Source organism: Pseudanabaena sp. PCC 7367, assembly GCF_000317065.1.
GTDB classification, from domain to species: Bacteria; Cyanobacteriota; Cyanobacteriia; order Pseudanabaenales; family Pseudanabaenaceae; genus Thalassoporum; species Thalassoporum mexicanum.
The window spans coordinates 2,718,988-2,741,049 of the sequence record NC_019701.1 but is presented as its reverse complement, the minus strand read 5'-3'; the positions used below and the strand labels follow the sequence as shown (position 1 = coordinate 2,741,049).

The following is a 22,062-nucleotide window of genomic DNA, read 5'->3' as shown; positions in this document are numbered from 1 at the left end:
TACTTCTTTAGGTTCTTTAGGAAATAGGAATGAGATATGTTGCGGATTTAGATTGGGCGATCGAGATCAGGCAATCAAGAATCAGTTAAACGGGGAAAACATGGAAGAGAGAAAGCAAAATTTTTCAATGCGGATGGAAGGTCTGGACTCGCTGTTCAATGAGGTAAAGCAACTGCTGAACCTGGAAGAATTAGCCGAATTGGCCAGCAAAATCGAAGAAAAGGCCGAGTCCGGCGATCTCAAAACCGAGGTGCATTTTAGCGCTCGTTCTAATATCCCGCGCCAGGGCAACATCCCCCGCAGCGATCGGTTTAGCCGCAGTACCAGGGTTAGCACCACCAATGACGGCGATGAAGTGGAAACCAGCTACACCACTAATTTTAGCCATTCCCCGCAAACTGGTAGTTCTCGTGATCATTCGTCTCGCAACACTGTCCGTAATTCAGTGCGCACCACTAGCACTGCCCATAGTGCCCATAGTTCTGCCAGTAGCTCAGCCCATGCAAGCACTAATCAAGAGCAAAGCAAAACCAGCGCTAATCATGCCAATGACTCGAAACAAACTAATCAATCTCAACCACCGCTCGATCGCACCGTTGGTGGTCTGGGTAAGGTATTAGCGCAACTGCGCGATCTAGTAGAAGTGCCACTCAAGCGCCCTGATATTCTCGAAAAGCTTGGTCTAGAGCCTCCCAAGGGTGTTTTGATGGTAGGGCCACCAGGAACCGGTAAAACCCTCACCGCACGATCGCTAGCCGATCACCTGGGTGTGAATTATATTGCCATTGTGGCTCCAGAGATCGTGGGTAAATATTATGGCGAAGCGGAAAAAAAGCTAAGACAGGTGTTTGAAAAAGCTACCAAGGCCGCCCCATGTTTGATTTTTATTGATGAAATTGATGCCCTGGTGCCCAATCGCACCCAGGTTGAAGGTGAAGTGGAAAAGCGGATTGTGGCGCAAATGCTGGGGCTGATGGATGGGTTTGCCAGTCGATCGGGGGTGATTGTGTTGGCGGCCACCAATCGACCCGATGCGATCGATCCAGCGTTACGTCGCCCTGGCCGTTTCGATCGAGAAATTCATTTCCCTGTGCCTGATCGCAATGATCGACGGGAAATCCTAGCCATTCACACCGCTAATATGCCCCTGGCCGCAGATGTCAATCTCGAACTACTGGCCGATCAATGCTTGGGGTTTGTTGGTGCAGACATTAAGGGGCTATGCCAAACCGCAGCCTATGGAGCGCTGCAACGGCAAGTGGTGAATCTGGCGCAAATTCCCGATCGCCTGGTGGTGAATAATCAGGATTTTACCGATGCGCTCAAGCAAATTCAGCCGGCGGTGTTGCGATCGCTGACTGTGCAAGCACCCCAGGTACAATGGTCGGAAATTGGTGGCCTGGAAACAATCAAAAACACGCTGCAAGAGGCCGTGGCAGGAGCCCTCAACGATCGGGAACTCTATGACCATGCCAAAGCCCAAGCACCACGTGGGATTTTGCTGTCGGGGCCACCAGGAACTGGTAAAACCCTGCTGGCTAAGGCGATCGCCACCGCTGCCCAGGCTAACTTCATTGCCATCAATGGCCCCGAATTACTGACCAAATGGGTAGGAGCCTCCGAACAAGCTCTGCGTCAGATTTTTGCCCAGGCCAGACAGGTAGCGCCCTGTGTCATTTTTATTGATGAAATCGATACCCTTGCCCCAGCCAGGGGTAACTACCAGGGGGATAGTGGTGTTAGCGATCGGATGATTGGTCAATTGCTAACCGAATTAGATGGGCTGCAATCCAGTGATGGCATTTTGCTGATTGCGGCTACTAATCGCAAAAGTTCCCTCGATCCGGCCTTGCTGCGCTCTGGTCGGATTGAATTGCATTTGACCGTGGATCTACCAGCAGAAAGCGATCGGCTGGCGATTTTGGCAGTCCACAACCGCGATCGCCCTCTGGCTGAGGATGTGAATCTAGACCAATGGGCAGGCCGGACTGATGGCTATAATGGCGCTGATTTGGCTTTCCTGAGCAATCGGGCTGCTATTTTTGCGATCCGCCGCCACCAACAAACCCGTGCCAGCGATCGGCAAATTGCCCTATCTGATCTAAAAATTACTAGCAGTGATTTTGAACAGGCTTTGGCAGAACTAGATCAGCAGCGGCATTAGTTAGCGTTAGTGGGTTAATAATTAATGGGCGATCGCCAAAGCTTTCGATTGCCCGATTCTTAAAAAAAATTGCTAACATTGCTAAAGCTTGCTAGGATCATTTCCTGATCAGGCGGGATGTAGCGCAGCTTGGTAGCGCATTGCGTTCGGGACGCAAGGGTCGTAGGTTCGAATCCTATCATCCCGATTAGACTTGAGCATGTAGAGCTTTTAGTGCTTAACCTTAACCAATTTAGATAAATATGATGGCTTGTAATCGAGATCAGGTTTATACCCAGTCGAATTAGCATCCATCATAATTTGCATAGTTGATTATCAGGTCTTGTCAATTTTATTACTGATTTATTACTGAACATAGTTTTACTTCTATGAGCCGATGGCTGATAGCTGATTTGCAATGCCATTATTTCTAGATTATTACTCGATCGCTCCCCCTGAATTTGGATCGAGCTAAGCTAATACTACTAAATACTAAATACAGTTCAGCAAAACATCTGTAGTCTTTATGTTTAACAAAAGTCTCTATGTTTAACAAACCCAAGCCTATTCCCCCAGCCCCAGGCCAAGAATCGGTGTGGGACTATCCACGCCCGCCCCGCTGCGAGGATACAGACAAGCATATCCAGATTATTTTCAACGGTGAGACGATCGTTGATACCCGCAATGCCAAGCGCATCCTAGAAACCAGCCATCCGCCTACTTATTACTTGCCACCAGCAGATATTAATATGGCCTACCTGGAGCAAACTGACCAAACCAGTTTTTGTGAATGGAAGGGGCGATCGATTTACTACAGCCTGGAGGTCAATGGCAAACAGGCAATTAATGTGGCCTGGGCCTACCCAAATCCTACCGCTGGTTTTGCCCAACTAAAAGACCATATTGCCTTTTATGCCCAACCGATGGATGCCTGCTTGGTTGATGGTCAGCAGATCATACCTCAGCCTGGTGGATTCTATGGTGGTTGGATTACCCCAGATGTGGTGGGGCCATTCAAGGGTGAACCGGGCACGATGTGGTGGTAGTGGGCAGGCCTAATCGATCGCTAAGCTAACTGGATATCTTAATATCTTAGCTAAGTGACCTTTTGCTTTAATAATTGCTTAAGCCTGATTGGATCACCCCGATCGACTACCTTGCCATCCTGGAGTAAAAAAGCACCATCGGCAAAGTCAAGCTCATCTAGGCGATGGGTTACCCACAGGGCAGTTAAATGATTTTCTTTGACTAATTTTCTGACTGTTTCTACTAGTTCCGATTGGCGATCGCGGTCCAATAGGGCAGTTGGTTCATCCAGCAACAGGATTTCAGAATTGCGCGCCAGGGCTCCAGCCAATGCCACCCGCTGTTTTTGGCCACCACTGAGGGTATAGATTGGGCGACGTTGAAAATTGCCCAGCCCCACGTCGCGCAGCGATCGCTCCACCCGCATGCGAGTATGCAAATAGGAAATATCTTCATCCACCAGACCAAAAGCCACATCTGCACCGACAGTGGGCATTACCAACTGGTGATCGGGGTTTTGGAACACATAGCCAACCTTGCCAGCAACTTCCACGGTGCCAGATTCTTTTTCCAGCAGACCCGCCAAAATTTTAAGCAAAGTAGACTTGCCACTGCCGTTTGTACCCAACAGCATCCAAAATTCACCCTTGGGTACAGTAAGGCTGCAATCGCATAATACGACTTGATTAGCCTTCCAACTGAAATTCAAATTTTCCACCGCGATCGCATTGGTAGAGATAGCGGCTGGATCTAGAGGATCTAGATTAGACGGCGATTCTGAATTCATGCTGGTTAATTGCGCGTAAAGCCAACCCCAGTGGATAGGGAAGCACTCGCTTTTTCGGAAACTTGCACCGCTGAAATGTCTTCTACCATCACGGCCAGCTTTTTATTGGGAAACTTTTCACAGGTAAGTTCAATAATTGGCGTTTGGCTATTCTTTTGCATGGCGGCCAAAACTGTTTTATATAACTCTTCGGCTGCATCAAGTTCATGACGTTGCACAGACAAAGGCAAGGGATTATTTCTCAGTGCTAGTTCAACTGTATACATTTAATTCCAGAGGTGATGTTAGTGATTAGTAAAAATTAATCCGGCCGATCGCAGAATAGCCGCGCAATCACAGCTCTGCCTAACAGCCATTAATAGTATGCCACTGGTGATGGGGATTTTGCCTAAATAACTGGCGATCGACAGGTAGGGAAAGCCGCCCATTGGTGATTGAAGCGATTGATATTGGCCAAATCCAGCAGTTCTGTCTACCCTGAGATTGATTTATCTACTTGTTCTCTGCTGGGTTGAGAAATTACCCGTAGAATTACTTAGTGAGGTTAGGTATTTAAGATTTGGATATGGGTTTAGACATTTTAGACATTTTAGACATAGGGATGGGAAATACGATCGCCAATGAAATCGTTGTGAGCTGGCAAAGCATCGCAATTGCCTGGTCTGATTTGAGCTTTGCATCGATCGCTAATATCGCCAATTTAGATTATTTAGGGACTCTAGCGCCATTTACGATCGCGGCAATTGGTGCGGTGTTGCTGGCTGAAGTGGTGCGCGATGTCTATCACTACCTGGAACATCAACAGCAACCGATGCCATCGGGTCATGCCCTGCACCACAAAATCTACCGCCCTGACCTGACCTGCATTAGCCTGGATGCCTATAAACAAGCCCAATGGCTCAATGATGTGCCAGAAGCCCTGGTGATGATTGGCCTCACTGGTGTGGTGGCGATCGCGGCCTGGTTAGTTGGCCTTAGCGCTGCGATCTACTGGGGGCTATCATTTGGCTGCCTCTATTCGATCGGCTTTTTGGCCACGGCGATCGCCCGATCGCAGGGTTATTTAATTGAAACTGATCTGACCCACAAACCAGGCGATCTTAAAACTTTGCCCTCCAATTGGTTTGTAAATCGCACCTACCACTGGCGGCATCACTTCGATCAGGGCAATGCCTATTATTGCAGTACGGTTACAATGGTAGATAAGATTTTGGGCAGTAGCTTGGCACTTAAAGGGAAAACGATCGCAATTACGGGCGCATCTGGCACATTGGGTCGGGCTTTGCTGGCGCAGTTGAATCAGCAGGGCGCAAAACTAGTGGCGCTAACCACTTCGGCCGGGGCGGAGTTTGATCCAGCCTTAAAAAATCTCAAGGTTCTGAGCTGGCAACCTGGTGCGGAAGCTGACCTATTGGCCACCCTGCAAACCGTAGATATCTTAATCATTAATCATGGCATCAATGTGTATGGCGATCGTGACCCACTGGCGATCGAAAAGTCCTATCAAGTAAATACTTTTTCGGCCTGGCGATTGCTGGAGTTGTTTCTTACCACCGTTACCACTTCCAAGCACAAAGCCACCAAGGAAGTCTGGGTGAACACCTCTGAAGCGGAAGTGAATCCAGCCTTTAGCCCACTCTATGAGCTATCCAAACGTACCCTGGGCGATCTGATTACGATGCGTCGCCTGGATGCTCCCTGCATCATTCGCAAGGTTATTCTGGGACCATTTAAGAGTAATTTAAACCCGGTGGGTGTGATGTCGGCGGATTTTGTGGCCTGGGGTGTGGTGGCTTTGGCTCAGCGGGGCTTCCGTAATATTATTGTCACGATCAACCCGATTACGCTGGTGGCCTTTCCGATTAAAGAGTTTTTGCAATCGCTCTATTTTCGGTTATTCACTAAAACCAGTTCTAATCCTCCACAACCAGGTTTTATGTCTGGATCTGGATCTAATTATCCTGATCCCACTGCCCATATTCAATCCAGGTCTGTGCTGAAATAAAGTGTTCAAATAAAATTGAAGTTCAAATAAAATTGGAAAAGTTAGGACTAGCTGATATTAGCAAGCCAATTGATCGCACAGATCGAATAGATCGATTGACATAACCACCACGATCGCTGATTGTATTACCCGTATAGTTTAGCCATCGCAAAAAACAACCCATCCCAGCGATCGATCATGCGCTACGAATATCACGAATATCAGCAAGTGCAGCAATTAGTTCGGCAAGCCGGCCAAAAAGCTAAACAACTGCGCCAGGAAAAGTTTGAAATTTCCGAAAAAGAACCCGGTGATTATGTCACCAGTATCGATCTCGAACTCGATCGCCTCTTGTCTGCCAGCTTTAGTGATTGGTTCCCCCATGATTGCATCATTACCGAAGAGAATGCTGATTCATATCAGATCTGGCAACAGCAGGAACAGCAGGCCAACAATTCACGCTGCTGGTTCATTGACCCGATCGATGGCACCAACGATTTTGTACGGGGCGATCGGCATTATGCGGTGATGGTGGGGTTGATGGAGCATGGCTTGCCAGTCATGGGTTGGGTCTATGCCCCAGAGAGCGATCGCTTATTTTTTGGCGGTAAGGCGATCGGTGGGGTCTATGTCCAGGATGGTGATGCAGAACCAATTAAGCTGGATTTACGGACTCCAGAGGCGCAGTTTTGCAAGATAATTATTAGCCATAAAGATAAACGCCGTTATGGTAATGCAGTGCTGCAGGCGATCCCCACGGCGGAGTTTTATAACCTGGGTAGCTTTGGCTTGAAGGTGGCTGATGTGTTGCTGGGTAAGGCTTGTTTGTATATTTATTTAAATCGACGGGTGAAGCTGTGGGATACAGTCGGGCCATTGGCAATGGCGATGGCGGCGGGTTTGGTCTGTTGCGATCTCGATGGCCAGGCGATCGGCTTTGCCTCTGAGCATCTCAATCCAGGCAGTCTGGTGCATAACCAGGTGATTCTGGTGGGTTGGGCAGAACATATGGACACATTTCGCCAAAAGTTAAACCGAAGCCTAGATCTCCAATTCTGACAATAGAATCGAAAAATTAGTGGAAACACCCCAAAAAAGCATCCTCTTTGCTGAGACTAATGTAATAGCTTAGGTGCAGCTTCTTTGACAATCGCCAATACGCCATTGGTGACCAATTGCACTGCGATCGCCAGTACAAAAAATCCCATCACTCGATTCAGGGCTCCCAGGCCATTTTTGCCCAATGCTTTAATCAATGGTTGCCCCAGCGCCAGCAGCAAGTAAGTTACTAAACCAAATAAAACTAATCCGGCCATACTGCCAGAAATTTCCTGCCAACCCTTAGCCCGTTCTGATAGGCCAATCACCACACCGATCGCACCAGGCCCACTGATCATCGGCATTGCCATTGGCGTAAAGGAAATATCTTCCTTTTCAAGTGCTTCTTGATGTTCATGCTCTTTTAAGCGTTGCTTGGTAGTTACCATCTCCCAGGCAGTATGCGCCACAATTAATCCACCTGCTATTTGCAGCACCCCCAGGGAAATACCAAAAAACTGCAAAATAAATTTACCTGCCAGAAAAAATGCCACCAGAATCCCAGCCACATTGATCGCCGTAGATCTGGCCTGCTTGCCCCGTTCAAAATTTTGGTAGTCGGTGGTGAGGGTATAAAAAATAGGGATCGCGCCAATGGGGTTGGCGATCGGAATCAGGGCGATCATTGTACCGATCGCATGGTTAAGCAGGGGCTGTAACATAAGGATTTAGCGATCCTAAGTTCGATTAAACTAGAAGTAGCCTCAACAATATCGCTAAAATCAATATTGGAAAATAATTTGGGGAGGATTAGCAATGTCATTCCTAAACCAAAATCCTGAACAATCTGAGCAAAAAGATCAAGATCAAGCCAACTCTAAGCCCAATTTTAGTTTGGTTATTAACTGGTTGCGCCAAGTCTTTGTCTACAGCATCGTGACATTAGTAAGCGTGGCGATCGTTGTGACGATTGTGCTGGATTTGCCATTTTCGTTGTATGTGAATGTGCCAATCCAGACTAATCATGCAACCGATCGAGTCTTAAATAATGCATTGGGTTTAACTGCCCGATCGCAACTCATTCCAGAACCGATCGCCAGCAATAACCGCGAGAATTTTGTCACAGCGGCGGTTAAGAAAGTCGGCCCAGCAGTGGTAAGGATCGATACAGAGCGCACGATCGCTACTCAGGCTCCAGATATATTTTCCGATGATCCCCTTTTTCGGCGTTTTTTTGGCAAAGATTTCTTCCCAGAGCGACCGCAAATGCCGCGAGAATTTCGGCAGCATGGCCAGGGCTCTGGGATTGTGATCAAGCCCGATGGCACGATCCTGACTAATGCCCATGTGATCGATGGAGCCGACGACGTGGAAGTGAAGCTGCGCGATGGCCGCACTTTCAGGGGCAAAGTATTAGGCTTGGATGTGGTGACTGATATTGCCGTAGTCAAAATTGATGGCACTGATTTGCCGGTTGCGCCGATCGGCTCGGCGGAGAATTTGCAAGTAGGCGATTGGGCGATCGCGCTGGGTAATCCCCTTGGCCTGGATAATACTGTCACCCTGGGTATTATTAGCACCCTGAGCCGCCCCAGTAATCAGGTGGGGATTGCCGACAAGCGTATAGATTTTATTCAAACCGATGCGGCGATCAATCCTGGTAATTCCGGTGGCCCGTTGCTCAATCAAAATGGCGAAGTAATTGGTATCAATACGGCAATTCGTCCCGATGCACAGGGGATCGGGTTTGCGATTCCGATCGATAAGGCGGTGGCGATCGAAACTAAGCTGGCTCAGGGTAAAACTATTTCCCATCCCTACATTGGCGTTAGTATGGTGACAGTTACGCCTGATCTGATTGCTGACCTGGAGCGCGATCCCAATGCCCCCAGAATCGAACCGGGTACAGAGGGAGTGTTTGTGACGCGGGTAATGCGGGATAGTCCGGCGGCGATCGCTGGCCTGAAGCTGGGCGACGTGATCACCAGGATTAAGGGGCAAAAAGTTACTAATACAGGGCAGGTACAGAAGCTAGTAGAGAATAGCCGGGTTAATCAGCCTTTGCGAATTGTGGTCAAGCGTGGCAGCAGTAATCTTACTCTGACGGTTAAACCGCAAGAATTGCAAACCGCTAACCTACGCTAACTCTAATTCTAATAACTCACGTCAAGCAATAAGGCTATGGCGTTTGAAGATTTGGTTAGGATAATACACATGCCATTGATGATTCTGTGGGCAAAGCTATTAGCATGTAATGTCCTATGTGTCCTTTCACTTGCTATATGCTGATCGGCTGGCAGAATTAATGCCCTCGTGTTACCCACAAACAAGATTTTAGCGATCACTCTTAGCTAAATTAATTAGACTCACTCTGGCCATAGGGATGAAAATGATCATAGATCTCCTGTGCTAATTTGCCACCAATGCCGGGAGTTTCGGCGATCTGGGCGGTGCTGGCCTGACGGATATATTCCACCGAGTGAAATTTCTCCAGTAATTGTTTCTGGCGATGATGCCCCAGGCCAGGAATATGATCCAGGTGCGATTGCTGCATCCGTTGGCTACGTTTTTGGCGATGGAACGAAACCGCGAAGCGGTGTGCCTCATCCCTTAGTCGTCTGAGTAATTGCACGCCGGGATGCTCTGGATCAACATCGATCGGCTTGGTTTGCTCCGGCTGAAAGATTTCCTCGCGTTTCTTGGCCAAGCTCACCACATTCAATTCGTTGACCAGCCCCAGTTTGGTTAATACAGTCATTACGGCAGAGAGTTGCCCCTTGCCGCCATCGATCATCACCAGGTCAGGATAATCATCTTTAGATTTACTGGGATGAAACCGCCGCGCGATCACTTCCGCCAAACTGGCAAAATCATCGGAACGCCCCGATCGCACCGCCGGATTTTTAATCCGATAGTGACGATAATGCTGCTTGGCCGGAATACCATCAATAAAAACCACCTGGCTGGCCACCGCATCGGAACCCTGAATGTGCGAAATATCATAACCCTCGATCCGGTGGGGTAAATCGCCCAGCCCCAGGATTTCGGTCAAGCCTTCCAAACTTTGCAAGTTACGATCGCTTTGTTTTTTAATTCTGGCCAGTTCATAGTTAGCATTGCGCTCCACCATTTCGACCAATTCAGCCTTGACCTGGCGTTGCGGCGAGGCGATCCGCACCTTTTTGCGTTTGCGATTGCTCAGCCAGGCCGCCAATACATCTGCTTCCGGTAGATCATATTGGGTATGGATCTCATTGGGGATTTCCACATCCTCGCAAGCATGGTAGTGGGATTCCAGCGCCCGTTGCAAAATCATTTCCGGTGCATCGCTATTACTATCGGCGATGAATGCCAATCGGCCAATTAACCTGCCAGCCCGAATCTGAAACAGTTGAATGCAGGCGTGGTTCTCGTCTCTGGCCAGGGCGATCGCATCGCGCGAGATTGTATCATCGGGCAATGAAACCTTTTGATCAGCACCGAGATTCTGGAGCGTATAGATCTGATCGCGGATATGGGCAGCCCGCTCAAAATCCAGTCGCTCGGAGGCGGCCTCCATCTTGCCCGTCAGGGTTTCAATTAATTCACCAGTCCGACCCTGGAAAATCATCGCCACCTTTTGCATGGTCTGGCGATATTCCGCCGGGGTCACCAATTCCTGGCATACGCCCGGACATAAGCCCATGTCATAGTTGAGGCAGGGGCGATCCTTAAATACTGGCTTTGGTCGTTGCCGCAATGGAAAAGCCCGCTTGATGATAGCAATGGTGCGATAGAGCGATCGTGAATCCACATAGGGGCCATAGAAGCGATCTTTGGCCGATCGGGCGCGGCGCTTGCGAGTCACAAATACGCGCGGATATTGCTCCGACCAGGTAATACAGATGTAGGGATATTTTTTATCGTCCTTGAGCAGCACATTGTAATAGGGCTGATACTGCTTGATTAAATTCGCTTCCAGTGCCAGCGCTTCCGCTTCGGTGTCAGTGACAATAAACTCGATCTCTGCCACCAGCTTCACCATCATCGCAATGCGGGGCGATAGATCCTGAGCGCTGCGGAAATAGGAACGCACCCGCGATCGCAAACTTTTTGACTTGCCAATGTAAAGCACCTGGTCATCACGATTGCGCATGAAATAGACCCCTGGCTCCTGGGGGATTTCCTTCAGCCTTGTTTCTAGTTTTTCGCGGTTTTCCAGCAGACTCAAGCTTGCTTCTCCTTATTGGTCTTCTAATCCTGAATGCTCAAATAGTGGCTCGTGATTCCCTCTTAAAATCACTGCCGGAATTTCACCTCGATCGAACCAGTTATCATCAATCCTGGCGATCGTCATGACCAGACTCAGGCATATGATTGGAAGGCTTAGAAGGCGATCGCGCTGATTTTAATTGATTATGCCGAACATTAGGATTGCTACCAACATCAGGGTTAACCTTGCCGCTAGTATTTGGCTTGATGTCAGGCTTAATATCAGGCTTGATATCAATATGCGCACCTGGATCTGGTTCAGTGTCTGGTTCGGTATCGGCCTCAGTCTCCACCGAGCCATTACCTGGATTATTTAACTCCGGTTGTAAATAGCGGTGTTGATATACATGCTCGAATATAATCCGGCTAATCCCAGCGATCGGCGGGGCGATCAGAGTGCCAACCAGACCAAACAACTCTATGCCTACAATTATAGACAGCAACAACTCAAACGGGTTGAGGTTGAGATAGGGCCCCACCAACCAGGGTTGTAAAATAAATGCCTCGGTTTGCTGCATCAAAAACGAAGTGCTTACCACCAAGGCAACCTTTCCCATGCCGGCACTCCAGGAGACGATCATCATTGCCACCAGGGCGATCGAGGGGCCAAAGAAAGGAATCAAATTCAAGACCGCCAACAGCAAGCCCAGAGATCCGGCAAATTGAATTTCCAGGAAACTCAGCACCAAATAAGTGCAGAATCCTAGCAGGGCAGAAGTACCAATTTTACCGATTACATAGGAACTGACACAGCGGGAGATCGGTGGGATCAATTCATACATCTGGGCGCGAATCTCAGGTTGGAAGGGCGCTAAAATTCGCTTAAATAAACTCTCTGCGTTGATCGCCATATAAGCAGCGATCGCCAAAGACATCAATGCAATCCCCAAGGTATTAACCAGCCGGAAGGTGAAATCAACGGTTTGACCTGCCAGTTCTTTGCCCAATTCAGCTAATTGTTGCTCTAGCAGCAGAATCACGCTCTGGGCATCATTGCCAACCAGCGGTAAATTAGGGATTTCAATTTTTTGCAATAGTTCCGGCAATCGAGTTAAGAATACCCCCATTTCGTTGATCAACTGGGGCGCGGGCGCGATCGTCAGGATCGCCATTACCAAAATTACTGCATAGATGATCGCCACTGCCCAGATGCGCGGAATCCGGTATTTTTGCATCTGATCAACCAATGGTGCGATCGCTGCCGCCAAAAACAAGCTAATCAACATTAGCCTGACGGTGCGTTGCAATTTATAAAGTAAAAATATGCTGATGGCCGTAACGATCGCCAGCCGCACAAAGCGTTCAATTTGTTGCTTGCTATGGTTGCCCACCGTTAATCGTCCAGTCTTTTATGCCTAGCTTAATGCCTGTCAGTATAGTCTAAATGCCATTGGTGAAAGTTAATTTGCTACTAATGCATGATTGTAAAAGCAGCAGATCCTACCTTTCCCGACCTTGAGCCTGTAGATAAATTAAATTAGGTACAAACTACCGACTTATTCCGACCGACATCGAGGAATAATTTGGTTAGGCTAAACATACTGAACATATTGAGTCAGTCTCTTTTTGATCATACTAATCGCCGATCGAAAGCTTTAGCTGATCTGAATTTTGTTCTTGCTGATCCTTGGATGCTGGTAGGCAAAATTTTACCAGCGATCGCCAGAATATCGATTGTTTAATTTTAATTTCGTTATTACCGACGCTTTGGATTCATCCAGAATCAAATTGATCAAAGTTCTTAATCATGTTGCAATCAGCCCAAGTCCTGAAAGATCGCTACCAACTCGAACAACCACTAGGGCAAAATGCCGGACGACAAACCTGGCTAGCTTTTGATCTTGAAGCTGAAGAACAAGTCGTGGTCAAACTGCTCACCTTTGGTGGTGATGTGCAGTGGGACGATTTGAAGCTATTTGAGCGTGAGGCGCAGGTGCTGCAACAGCTCGATCACCCTTGCATCCCTAAATATCGGGATTATTTTTCGATCGACGATCGCGCCCTCTGGTTTGGCCTGGTGCAGGACTATATCCCTGGTGATTCGCTTAAGGATTTGCTCATGCAGGGTAAAAAGTTCAGTGAGGCGGAGGTGAAGCAAATTGCGATCGAAATCCTGGAAATCCTGATCTATCTCCATGAACTCAATCCAACCGTGCTGCATCGGGACATCAAGCCCAGCAATATTATTTATGGCGCAGATCAAAAAGTTTATCTAGTGGACTTTGGTGCAGTCCAAGACAAAGCCTCCGCCGAGGGTAAAACCTTTACGGTGGTGGGAACCTATGGCTATGCACCGATCGAACAGTTTGGGGGTCGCGCTGTTCCCGCTTCGGATCTATATGCTCTGGGGGCAACGCTGATCCATTTGCTGACGGGCATTTCCCCGGCAGAGTTACCCCAGGATGACATGCGGATCGAGTTTAAGGATCGCACCAGTTGCGATCGCAGGTTAAGCTCTTGGATTGAAGCACTCACGGAGCCATCACTCAAAAAACGACCAGAAAATGCCAGGGCAGCGATCGAGGCGTTGCGATCGGGTAGGGCGATCGTTAGAAATGATTTCAAAGTAGAAAAGCCAGCAAATAGCAGAATCCGCCTCCATCAACATCAGGATAATTTGATTATCAAGCTACCAGGCCCAAAGAAATCCTCTCTTGAGTGGATTGGGACTCTATTTTCTCTCTTGGCTCTTGTTTTTTCATGCCTGGTTACTGGCTTGATCAGCATAGTAGTACTTGGAACTACCTTTACTGGAATTTTTAAAGGTAATGCTTTTGTTATTCTCTTCCCTTTGCTTTTCACTATATTTGGCTTTTTAGCAATTGGATGCACCATATGGTTGGTTGAAAAAATAATCTCTGACTTTGGCCGCGAGCGAATTATGATCGATGACACTGGCGGATTTATAATCAAAAGACATCTATTTGGCTTCAAGCGAGTTAAAAGCCAGAGTAATTTGCCAATTACGTCAGTGCATCAGGGTTTAGCCCTGAATCGCAACCATGCCCCTAAATCAGTAATTTATTTGAATACCGTAATCGATCGCTACTCCTTTGCCGTTGGTCTAACCAGCGCTGAATGCATGTGGCTAGAACAAGAAATAAAAGAATTTCTCGGCCTCAAATAGTCATACTCAAATAGTCATAAAACACACCAGCACATAGGATATAAATAGATCACGCCATAAATCCTAGAGCAAGAGCAAAGACAACCCCATGACCAACCTAAACCGTACCCCCCTATATGACCTCCACCTGGCAGCAGGCGCACGCATGGTTGAATTTGGGGGTTGGGAAATGCCAGTGCAATACAGTGGAATTATTGCTGAACATCAGGCAGTGCGATCGCAAACTGGGGTGTTTGACGTGTCGCACATGGGGAAATTTGAGTTTCGGGGCGATCGGATTCTAGAAACCTTGCAAAAGCTGGTTCCCTCTAACCTGGCTAGGCTAGTCCCAGGCAGAGCCCAATATACAGTGTTGCTAAATGAATCAGGTGGGATCATTGATGATGTGATTTTTTATTGCCACAGTCTGACTCTGGGTAATGAGCATTGGTCAGTGATCGTCAATGCTTCTACTACTGAAAAAGATAAAACCTGGATCTTAAAGCAATTGACCAACTCAAGCGTTGAGCTGATCGATAATTCACCCACCCAGATCCTGTTGGCGATCCAGGGAGCCACCGCTGAGCAATCGTTACAGAGCTTGGCCGAAGCAGACTTAAGCAAACTAAAGCGATTCCGCCATCTCAGCACCGAGATTTTGGGTCAGAAGGTGTTTATTGCTCGCACTGGCTACACTGGCGAGGATGGCTTTGAAGTGTTGATCGACATCGAAACTGGCAAACAACTCTGGCAAGAATTATTAGCGGCGGGGGTAGTGCCCTGTGGGCTTGGCTGCCGTGACACCTTGCGCTTAGAGGCTGGCTTGCATCTCTATGGCCAGGACATGAACGACGAAACTACGCCCCTGGAAGCGGATCTAAGCTGGCTGATGCATATGAATCAGAAAGGTGATTTCATTGGCCGATCGCGTCTGGAAGCGCAACTAAAAGAGGGTTTGCCCCGTAAGCTAGTGGCGATCGAGATGGAAGGGCGCAACATTGCCCGCCATGACTATCCAATTTTAATCAATGGCAAAACAGTGGGAATTATTACCAGTGGTACGATGTCGCCCACATTGGGTAAGGCGATCGCCCTGGGCTATGTGCCAACTGAGTTTACCAAGGTTGGCCAAAAAATCCAGGTGCAAATTCGCAACAAGCAGGCTGAGGGAAAATTAGTCGATCGACCTTTCTATAAGCCTTAGCAGGCGATAAAAGTGTAATAAACAATAAAAACAAAAAAGCCCTGCACGATTTCCTAGTGGGAGAACCAAGACATGCTTCAGGGCTATAAGACCGTCTTATCTATGAGCTGTAATCATTTAACTCGATCGAAGTAAAGACCAGTTAAAGGATTGGTAAAACTTTCTGCCTGAGTGGTTCTAAGTCATTGCTTACCTACCTGCTTGATTAAATTCCCAGCTAGGTTTAATCAACATCATAGGGATTCTCATCGTCGTCCAGGGTGAATATGGGCGTTACTTTCAGGCCATGTCCATTGCCGTTACTGCGAGTGGGCATACCCTTGAGTTTATTGGTTAGCTCTTTTAAGACATCATCGGGCTGTTGTTGTTCGATCTCATTGACCCGACCCAACACATCATCGGGATTGATCCCAGCGATCGCTGCTTTAATTTTGGGTGCAGACAAACTGCGATCGAGTCGCCGCAATCGCCACACCATCGCCTCTTCAAAGGACATATCCTGGATTGGCGGATACATATTTCGGCCATCCTGTCCCCGCATCACCGACGGGCGCGGAAAGCGTAAAAAGACTGGTTGGGTAAAGTGGGGATGCCGCACCATTAGTTCACCCTTGGGTAAGGTAGCTAGTTTGGTTTTGACCGCTGCCGAGAGGGTGCTATAGCCAGGGGTGGCCAGTTCATCCATGTCCATCCGGCCATATAAGCCCGTGGCACAATTACCGACGATCCGCTTGTGCACTTGCGATCGGAACTGTTGCGCTGAGAACAACACTTCGCCCAGATATCGCCCTCGCTCGGAAATATCCAGCAAGGTGCGTTTGAGGTAGGTATCACCACCATCGGCGGCAGCATATTTGTTTAACTCATCCACAAAGATTACGACCCGCTCTACGCCCAGGGCATTTTTTTCCAGCAGCTCGCGGATTTTGCTGACAATGCGGGTGAATACCAAATCCTGCGCCAAGGGTTCCAGATTGGCCACATCCACCACATAGATATGATTCTTGTGGAAATTCCCCCAGGGCAGATCGCTGATCGCATCGTTATTGGCAACCAGGCCCTTGCAGCGGGTAGTGATGTTCATCAGGCGATTGCGCACCTTATAGAGAGTAGCAATATGATGACTATGCCATTCTTTCTTACCCTCCATTTCCATCTCTTCGATCACCCTTGAGAACCAGGTTTCCAGGTGATGAAAATCAGTTACGGTTACACCCAGGGTATAGTTGGGATCGCGCTTGCGGACTACCTTTTCTTCGATCAACGAAAGCACCGCATCCGCCTTGGCATCCACATCATCCCGATTCAGCAACACCTCAGTATGTTCAAAAATTTCCTTTAAGCCCCATTGCAATGGAAAAACATTCTCCATCAGATCGGGATGGGTGCGTAGAGTATTTAAGTTATAGCCATCGGCTTTGTAGGGGGCGTAATACTGTACGTTTTCAAATGGCTTGGGCGGAATCCCTAGCTTGTCGTAAACCGCTAATTCTTCTTCCGTGAGTACGCCGGAATCGACCGGAGGCAGATCGAGATAGAGCAAATCGGGGCCTTTAACATTAAAGAAAACCGCCGCTACACCGCGATCGTCATCTTCGGGATAGTAATGGGTGAAAATGCTCTTGAGTAAAAACTCCACCAACGAGGTTTTGGTAGCCAATCCAGACACACCAGTAATATTCAAATGGGCAGCTTCGGGCCCCAGCAAAAACTGATGATCGAGATAGATCGGTGAGTTCATCCCACCTTTAACATACACGCCGATCGGGATGCCCCTGTCTTTGTTGACATACTCATCCATCCGCAGCGAGGTCAACACCGCATCGTCGTCAGCCAGATAAACCGGCCCGATCGGTACGGGTTGCAATGGCTCTTCTGGCTCCATCCGCAATACTGCTGCTTTGAAGGCACGAATTTCGGGGCGCAGGGTGGGGGCTTGATCGGCTAGTTCCGGGTCTTGATCGGCACCAATGTAATCATGCAACGCCGAAGCCAAATCCGTGTAGCCCTTGGCCTCAACCACGATCCCATAGATATCCCACTGCTCAGCGGTCTTGTTACCAAAATTACGGGCGCTTGGCTGCTTCACCGTCACCTTAATAATCGTACCAATGCCAACCGGCGAGTTGAGATCCGTCCAGAAGTTAAATGTATCGGGCGTATTGGGATTGCTCTCGGTGGCAAAAACACGACCGATCGGGTGGTTGGCTGATAATTGCGGTGGCTGAGTAGTCATAGGGCAAGAATGGGATAGGTTAAGGCTCTATGACCACATAGTGTATAGCGAATTATTGGATTTTGTAACAATAATTAGGCAGTTTTTGCAGTTGACGGCAATTCACCACTGCAATTATTGGTGTTTGTGGCGATCGCACCATGAGACTGATGCCGATTTACCCAGGCCACATAATCAGGAATCAGCCTCCTGACCAACCGATATTTCATTGCCATTAAGACACTTTTAAGCAGTCCATTACCAGTCATTTCCAGCATTTGTGGTGGCGTAATCCCGAAAATTGGTGGCATATCAACCCGAATTTTGAGATCGACTCTGCCTTCCAGTTGAGTTTGTGATGTATAGGCTCCGGCTGCGTTAGTAACGATCGGTTCGATCGCACCGACTAGATCCAGAGTGAAGCGCTTATTGATATATTCGATTCCCTTAATTTCAGTTTGCACCGAACGCAAGTTAACTTTGCCATTGGGCAGCGACCACACTTCTATATCCACCGTTGGTTGCAGCGTCAGGTGAATGAATTTCAAGGGTCGCATTGTTAAGCGAAACAGTTCCCGCCCAGGGCAATTGGGGCAATTATGTTCATCTCTGCCTGTATCTCTGGTTATCTCTCTACTGAGCAACTGAATGTTTGATTTTTCTGCCACCGCATTGACCAGGCGTTGGGGCTGGCGCAAATAATGCTCGATCGGCACGGGCTGGTTGGGTACAGGGATTACAGTAGTTTCAGAGGCAGAGAAGGTTATGTTCATTACATATTACAGAGATGGTTACAGCCAGCAGCTATATAAGCTTACATGTAATTATATTTGGCTGTTATGGTCGATGGTTATTAATATTAGGTTGGAATCTGTAACTTAGCTTGAAAGCTTATTTCGGTAGCTTAGTTTAACAACCCAGTGGCTTTGGCAAAATACTACGCAAGGTCGATATATTTCTTTCAATATATCTATGGCTATTTAGACAAGCCTCAGCCCTGCCTGAGAACTAGTTAATTAGGTAATCTAGCTCTCACCCAATCTGGTGAATAGAATGGAGGATGTGGACTAAGTAGCAGAATAGCTATGGTTAATGTTGTAATATGCGCAGCGGCACTGAGCCAGCATGAAAGAGAGATTAAGCAGCATGGAACATCAACAATCAAGAAAGCAAATTAATATTAATGAAAGCAAAATGGCGATCGATTCATCACCACAAAATGCGATCGAATCTAAGCTAGCTGATTTTTTTGCCAATACGATCGCCACTGTCTCCCAGAAAAAAAGAACGGGCAAGCAGTTAAATGAATCAGAACAAGAACTACTGGCAGCGCTGGAGGAAATCCTGGCTGGTTCTGAATCGTAGCCAATATAAGTTTGTTAGTAGTTTGTTAGGTAGTTTAAATTAATTTAATCCTACTTCTCAATCATCTCAATAATTAGTATTCATTAGGTATGAAGGACGCTTTGCGCCTGGGTATGGTTCCTAGCAGTTTGGGATAGATTGATGTGGCAAAACCTAGGTTATATAGTCAATTCAAGCTCAGCAGGCCAAGATTTGTTTGCTCAAGCTAATCCAAGCAATTTCATGGCGATCGATCGCCTTAATTACCAGCTATTTAGGTGTTTGAGAATAAAAACCTGACTCGTGGCAATTCAACAAAAAAAGTTTGCCGATCGCTAGACAAATACAGGCCGATCGCCTTTAATGGATGCTTCCTGAACGGGAATTATCAAGTTGAGACGCTGGCACACCTGTTATGGACTGGAACCCTACCAATGGATTTCTGTTGTTTTTATTGTTCTTTGTGGGGGGCTATATTGCCGCAAGTCAATGGCGTGTGGAAGAGATCGCTAAAACGCCTAAGCAACTGAATCAGGAAGAAAATTTGTTTTTCACCTACCTGGGTGGGATTCTCAGTGCGATCTTGTTAGTTGTGCTTTGCTTGGTGCTTTCGGCCAGAATGTTTTAAATATTTTGGGTCTAGTCATGATCGGCAACTCTTGTGCGCTAATGCACTTAACGCACTTAACGCACTAAGGTTGTAAAGGTTGTAATAGAGTTCCCAGGGATATCAAATAACGATAAGCTAGGGGGGACAGAGATCTGTTGAGTTTAGATTAGATTAAATCCGAGTGGAGCCAAGCCAGCAAATCTCTACAACAATCTTGCCCATGATTAATCTATGCAATTTGATCTTAAGATCTCAGTAGAAATATTTAGATCCAGGTTGGGTAAAGTTTTTACTGCGATCGCTTGATCCTACTTGATCCTAATCAACCAACAGGATTGATTTTGGTAATGCTTGCATACTGATTTTGATGCGATCGCCCTAATCCAACCTGAGCCTTGATCATTAATTCCCCATAGCTTAATCCATGCGCATCCTTGGCATCTCCGCCTATTACCACGACAGCGCCGCCGCCCTGGTCGATCGCGGTGAGATTGTGGCGGCCGCCCAAGAAGAAAGATTTTCGCGCCAAAAGCACGATGCCAGATTCCCACAGCAAGCGATCGGCTATTGCCTCAAGGAAGCTGGGCTAAGGCTGCAAGAGCTAGACCAAATTGTTTTTTATGAAAAACCTTTAATTACCTTTGAGCGCTTATTAGAAACCTATCTGGCCTATGCGCCCCAGGGATTTGGTTCTTTCCTGAAGGCGATGCCAGTGTGGCTCAAAGAGAAGCTTTACTTGAAGGCAGTATTAAAAAAAGAACTACGCAAGATCGGCGATTGTAAAAACTCGGAACTACCTCAATTACTCTTCACCGAGCACCATCAGGCTCATGCCGCCGCTGCTTTTTTCCCCAGTCCATTCGAGAATGCGGCGATCCTCTGTCTGGATGCGGTGGGCGAATGGGCAACCACTTCGGTTTGGCATGGCAAAGGCAATCAACTCACGCCCCAATGGCAACTCAACTTCCCCCATTCACTGGGAATGCTCTATTCGGCTTTTACCTACTACACTGGGTTTAAGGTTAATTCCGGTGAATATAAACTCATGGGCTTAGCGCCCTATGGTGAACCTAAGTATGTCGATCGCATTCTGGAACACCTGATCGATCTCAAGGCCGATGGCACCTTCCGGTTGAATATGGACTATTTCAACTATGCCACTGGCCTAACCATGACTAATCGCAAGTTCGATCGCCTCTTCGATCGGAATCCGCGCCAGCCAGAAACTCAAATTAGCCAATCCGACATGGATCTAGCTGCTTCAATTCAGCAAGTGACCGAAGAAGTAGTATTGCGATTGGTGCATACGATCCAGCAAGAATCTGGTAGCCAGAACCTTTGCTTGGCCGGGGGAGTAGCGCTTAATTGTGTTGCCAATGGTAGAGTTCTGCGCGAAAAAAAATTAAAATTCCAAAATATTTGGATTCAACCGGCGGCAGGGGATGCAGGCAGCGCGATCGGGGCAGCAATGGCGATCTGGCATCAATATCACAATCAACCTCGCCCAATTAGCAATCAAGCCAATAATCAGGCCAGTAATCAGGCCAGCAATTACAAGTCTGGTCAGCTAACAGATAAAATGCAGGGTACTTATCTGGGGCCTCAGTTTAGTAATGATGAGATTAAAGCCTTTCTGGCGCAAGCAAATGCACCTTACCACTATCTAGAAGATGCTGAGCTGATGCCCAAGCTGGCAGAAATCCTGGCACAGGAACAAGTTGTCGGCTGGTTCCAAGGGCGGATGGAGTTTGGCCCCAGGGCATTGGGCAATCGCTCTATTCTTGGTGATCCGCGCAGTAACCAGATGCAATCCCAAATAAATTTAAAAATTAAATATCGTGAATCATTTCGCCCGTTTGCGCCTGCTGTGCTTGTCGATCGAGTGGCGGATTATTTTGAAATCGATCGACCTAGCCCCTACATGCTGCTGGTTGCGACCGTGCAAGAGGATTTACGCATAGATTTGACCGAGTCAGATGCCCCAAAAACTGGCTTTGAGCAGTTGCAAGTGGCGCGATCGACAATTCCGGCAGTGACCCATGTGGACTATTCAGCACGGGTGCAAACTGTTAATTCAGCAACAAACCCCCGCTTTTATGAATTAATCCGCCATTTTGAAGCTAAAACTGGCTGTGCGGTGTTGGTGAATACTTCGTTTAATGTGCGCGGTGAGCCGATCGTATGTACGCCAGAGGATGCCTACCGTTGTTTTATGCATACGGAGATGGATTATTTAGTGCTAGAAAATTGCTTGCTGGTTAAAACGGAACAACCACCGATCGCCCGTGATTACAATTGGCCTAATTCGTCTAATTCGTCTAATTGGTCAGGGCAGTTCGAGTTGGATTAATCAT

The 22,062-nt window shown here is 47.6% G+C and carries 17 protein-coding genes and 1 tRNA gene; 11 read left to right on the top strand and 7 right to left on the bottom strand.

What is annotated here, in order from left to right:
* Positions 1 to 100: 100 nt before the first annotated feature.
* The 3 genes from PSE7367_RS10850 to PSE7367_RS10840 all read left to right on the top strand — a co-directional run bounded on the left by PSE7367_RS10850 (position 101) and on the right by PSE7367_RS10840 (position 3,189).
* Positions 101 to 2,164 (top strand): AAA family ATPase, encoded by a 2,064-nt coding sequence (locus PSE7367_RS10850; protein WP_225882651.1) that lies wholly within the window; start codon positions 101 to 103, stop codon positions 2,162 to 2,164.
* A 113-nt stretch (positions 2,165 to 2,277) separates the two neighbouring features.
* Positions 2,278 to 2,351, top strand: a tRNA-Pro gene (locus PSE7367_RS10845).
* A gap of 337 nt (positions 2,352 to 2,688) precedes the next feature.
* Positions 2,689 to 3,189, top strand: coding sequence for a DUF427 domain-containing protein (locus PSE7367_RS10840; protein WP_015165391.1), 501 nt, complete (start codon positions 2,689 to 2,691; stop codon positions 3,187 to 3,189).
* A 50-nt stretch (positions 3,190 to 3,239) separates the two neighbouring features.
* Here PSE7367_RS10840 and PSE7367_RS10835 read toward each other — a convergent pair whose 3' ends face one another.
* Positions 3,240 to 3,956, bottom strand: a complete 717-nt coding sequence (locus tag PSE7367_RS10835; RefSeq protein ID WP_015165390.1) for an ABC transporter ATP-binding protein — start codon at positions 3,954 to 3,956, stop codon at positions 3,240 to 3,242.
* A 5-nt stretch (positions 3,957 to 3,961) separates the two neighbouring features.
* A complete protein-coding gene (locus tag PSE7367_RS10830) occupies positions 3,962 to 4,222 on the bottom strand; it encodes a hypothetical protein (RefSeq protein ID WP_015165389.1) in 261 nt (86 codons plus the stop codon).
* 299 nt (positions 4,223 to 4,521) lie between these two features.
* Between PSE7367_RS10830 and PSE7367_RS10825 the strand changes: the two genes are divergently transcribed.
* Together PSE7367_RS10825 and PSE7367_RS10820 are read left to right on the top strand one after the other, a co-directional pair.
* On the top strand, positions 4,522 to 5,961 hold the full coding sequence (locus tag PSE7367_RS10825; RefSeq protein ID WP_015165388.1) for a bifunctional sterol desaturase/short chain dehydrogenase: 1,440 nt from the start codon (positions 4,522 to 4,524) through the stop codon (positions 5,959 to 5,961).
* Positions 5,962 to 6,138: 177 nt separating this feature from the next.
* Positions 6,139 to 6,999 carry a 3'(2'),5'-bisphosphate nucleotidase CysQ family protein gene (locus PSE7367_RS10820; RefSeq protein ID WP_015165387.1) on the top strand — a complete coding sequence of 287 codons (861 nt, stop codon included), beginning with the start codon at positions 6,139 to 6,141 and terminating at the stop codon, positions 6,997 to 6,999.
* Between the two features lie 56 nt (positions 7,000 to 7,055).
* On the opposite strand, the gene PSE7367_RS10815 is transcribed toward PSE7367_RS10820, so the two are convergent.
* Complete coding sequence (locus PSE7367_RS10815; RefSeq protein WP_015165386.1) at positions 7,056 to 7,700, bottom strand: MarC family protein; 645 nt, start codon at positions 7,698 to 7,700, stop codon at positions 7,056 to 7,058.
* A gap of 94 nt (positions 7,701 to 7,794) precedes the next feature.
* Here PSE7367_RS10815 and PSE7367_RS10810 point away from each other — a divergent pair, with 94 nt between their 5' ends.
* Positions 7,795 to 9,123: an HhoA/HhoB/HtrA family serine endopeptidase gene (locus PSE7367_RS10810; protein ID WP_015165385.1), complete on the top strand. Its 1,329-nt coding sequence runs from the start codon at positions 7,795 to 7,797 to the stop codon at positions 9,121 to 9,123.
* Between the two features lie 211 nt (positions 9,124 to 9,334).
* Here the strand turns inward: PSE7367_RS10810 and uvrC are convergent, their stop codons facing one another.
* Both uvrC and PSE7367_RS10800 read right to left on the bottom strand, forming a co-directional pair.
* Positions 9,335 to 11,188 carry an excinuclease ABC subunit UvrC gene (uvrC, locus tag PSE7367_RS10805; RefSeq protein WP_015165384.1) on the bottom strand — a complete coding sequence of 618 codons (1,854 nt, stop codon included), beginning with the start codon at positions 11,186 to 11,188 and terminating at the stop codon, positions 9,335 to 9,337.
* A gap of 106 nt (positions 11,189 to 11,294) precedes the next feature.
* Complete coding sequence (locus PSE7367_RS10800; RefSeq protein WP_015165382.1) at positions 11,295 to 12,560, bottom strand: AI-2E family transporter; 1,266 nt, start codon at positions 12,558 to 12,560, stop codon at positions 11,295 to 11,297.
* Positions 12,561 to 12,976: 416 nt separating this feature from the next.
* Between PSE7367_RS10800 and PSE7367_RS10795 the strand changes: the two genes are divergently transcribed.
* Positions 12,977 to 14,356, top strand: coding sequence for a serine/threonine protein kinase (locus PSE7367_RS10795; protein WP_015165381.1), 1,380 nt, complete (start codon positions 12,977 to 12,979; stop codon positions 14,354 to 14,356).
* An 88-nt stretch (positions 14,357 to 14,444) separates the two neighbouring features.
* On the top strand, positions 14,445 to 15,539 hold the full coding sequence (gene gcvT, locus PSE7367_RS10790) for a glycine cleavage system aminomethyltransferase GcvT (protein ID WP_015165380.1): 1,095 nt from the start codon (positions 14,445 to 14,447) through the stop codon (positions 15,537 to 15,539).
* 223 nt (positions 15,540 to 15,762) lie between these two features.
* On the opposite strand, the gene PSE7367_RS10785 is transcribed toward gcvT, so the two are convergent.
* Both PSE7367_RS10785 and PSE7367_RS10780 read right to left on the bottom strand, forming a co-directional pair.
* Positions 15,763 to 17,775 (bottom strand): ATP-binding protein, encoded by a 2,013-nt coding sequence (locus tag PSE7367_RS10785; RefSeq protein ID WP_015165379.1) that lies wholly within the window; start codon positions 17,773 to 17,775, stop codon positions 15,763 to 15,765.
* 74 nt (positions 17,776 to 17,849) lie between these two features.
* Positions 17,850 to 18,527 carry a DUF1997 domain-containing protein gene (locus PSE7367_RS10780; RefSeq protein WP_015165378.1) on the bottom strand — a complete coding sequence of 226 codons (678 nt, stop codon included), beginning with the start codon at positions 18,525 to 18,527 and terminating at the stop codon, positions 17,850 to 17,852.
* A 373-nt stretch (positions 18,528 to 18,900) separates the two neighbouring features.
* On the opposite strand from PSE7367_RS10780, the gene PSE7367_RS10775 reads away from it, so the two are divergent.
* The 3 genes from PSE7367_RS10775 (at position 18,901) to PSE7367_RS10765 (ending at position 22,058) form a co-directional block, all read left to right on the top strand.
* Positions 18,901 to 19,119: a hypothetical protein gene (locus PSE7367_RS10775; protein ID WP_041698425.1), complete on the top strand. Its 219-nt coding sequence runs from the start codon at positions 18,901 to 18,903 to the stop codon at positions 19,117 to 19,119.
* Between the two features lie 394 nt (positions 19,120 to 19,513).
* Positions 19,514 to 19,726 carry a hypothetical protein gene (locus PSE7367_RS10770; protein ID WP_015165376.1) on the top strand — a complete coding sequence of 71 codons (213 nt, stop codon included), beginning with the start codon at positions 19,514 to 19,516 and terminating at the stop codon, positions 19,724 to 19,726.
* A 406-nt stretch (positions 19,727 to 20,132) separates the two neighbouring features.
* Positions 20,133 to 22,058 carry a carbamoyltransferase family protein gene (locus PSE7367_RS10765; RefSeq protein ID WP_015165375.1) on the top strand — a complete coding sequence of 642 codons (1,926 nt, stop codon included), beginning with the start codon at positions 20,133 to 20,135 and terminating at the stop codon, positions 22,056 to 22,058.
* The last annotated feature ends 4 nt before the right edge of the window (positions 22,059 to 22,062 follow it).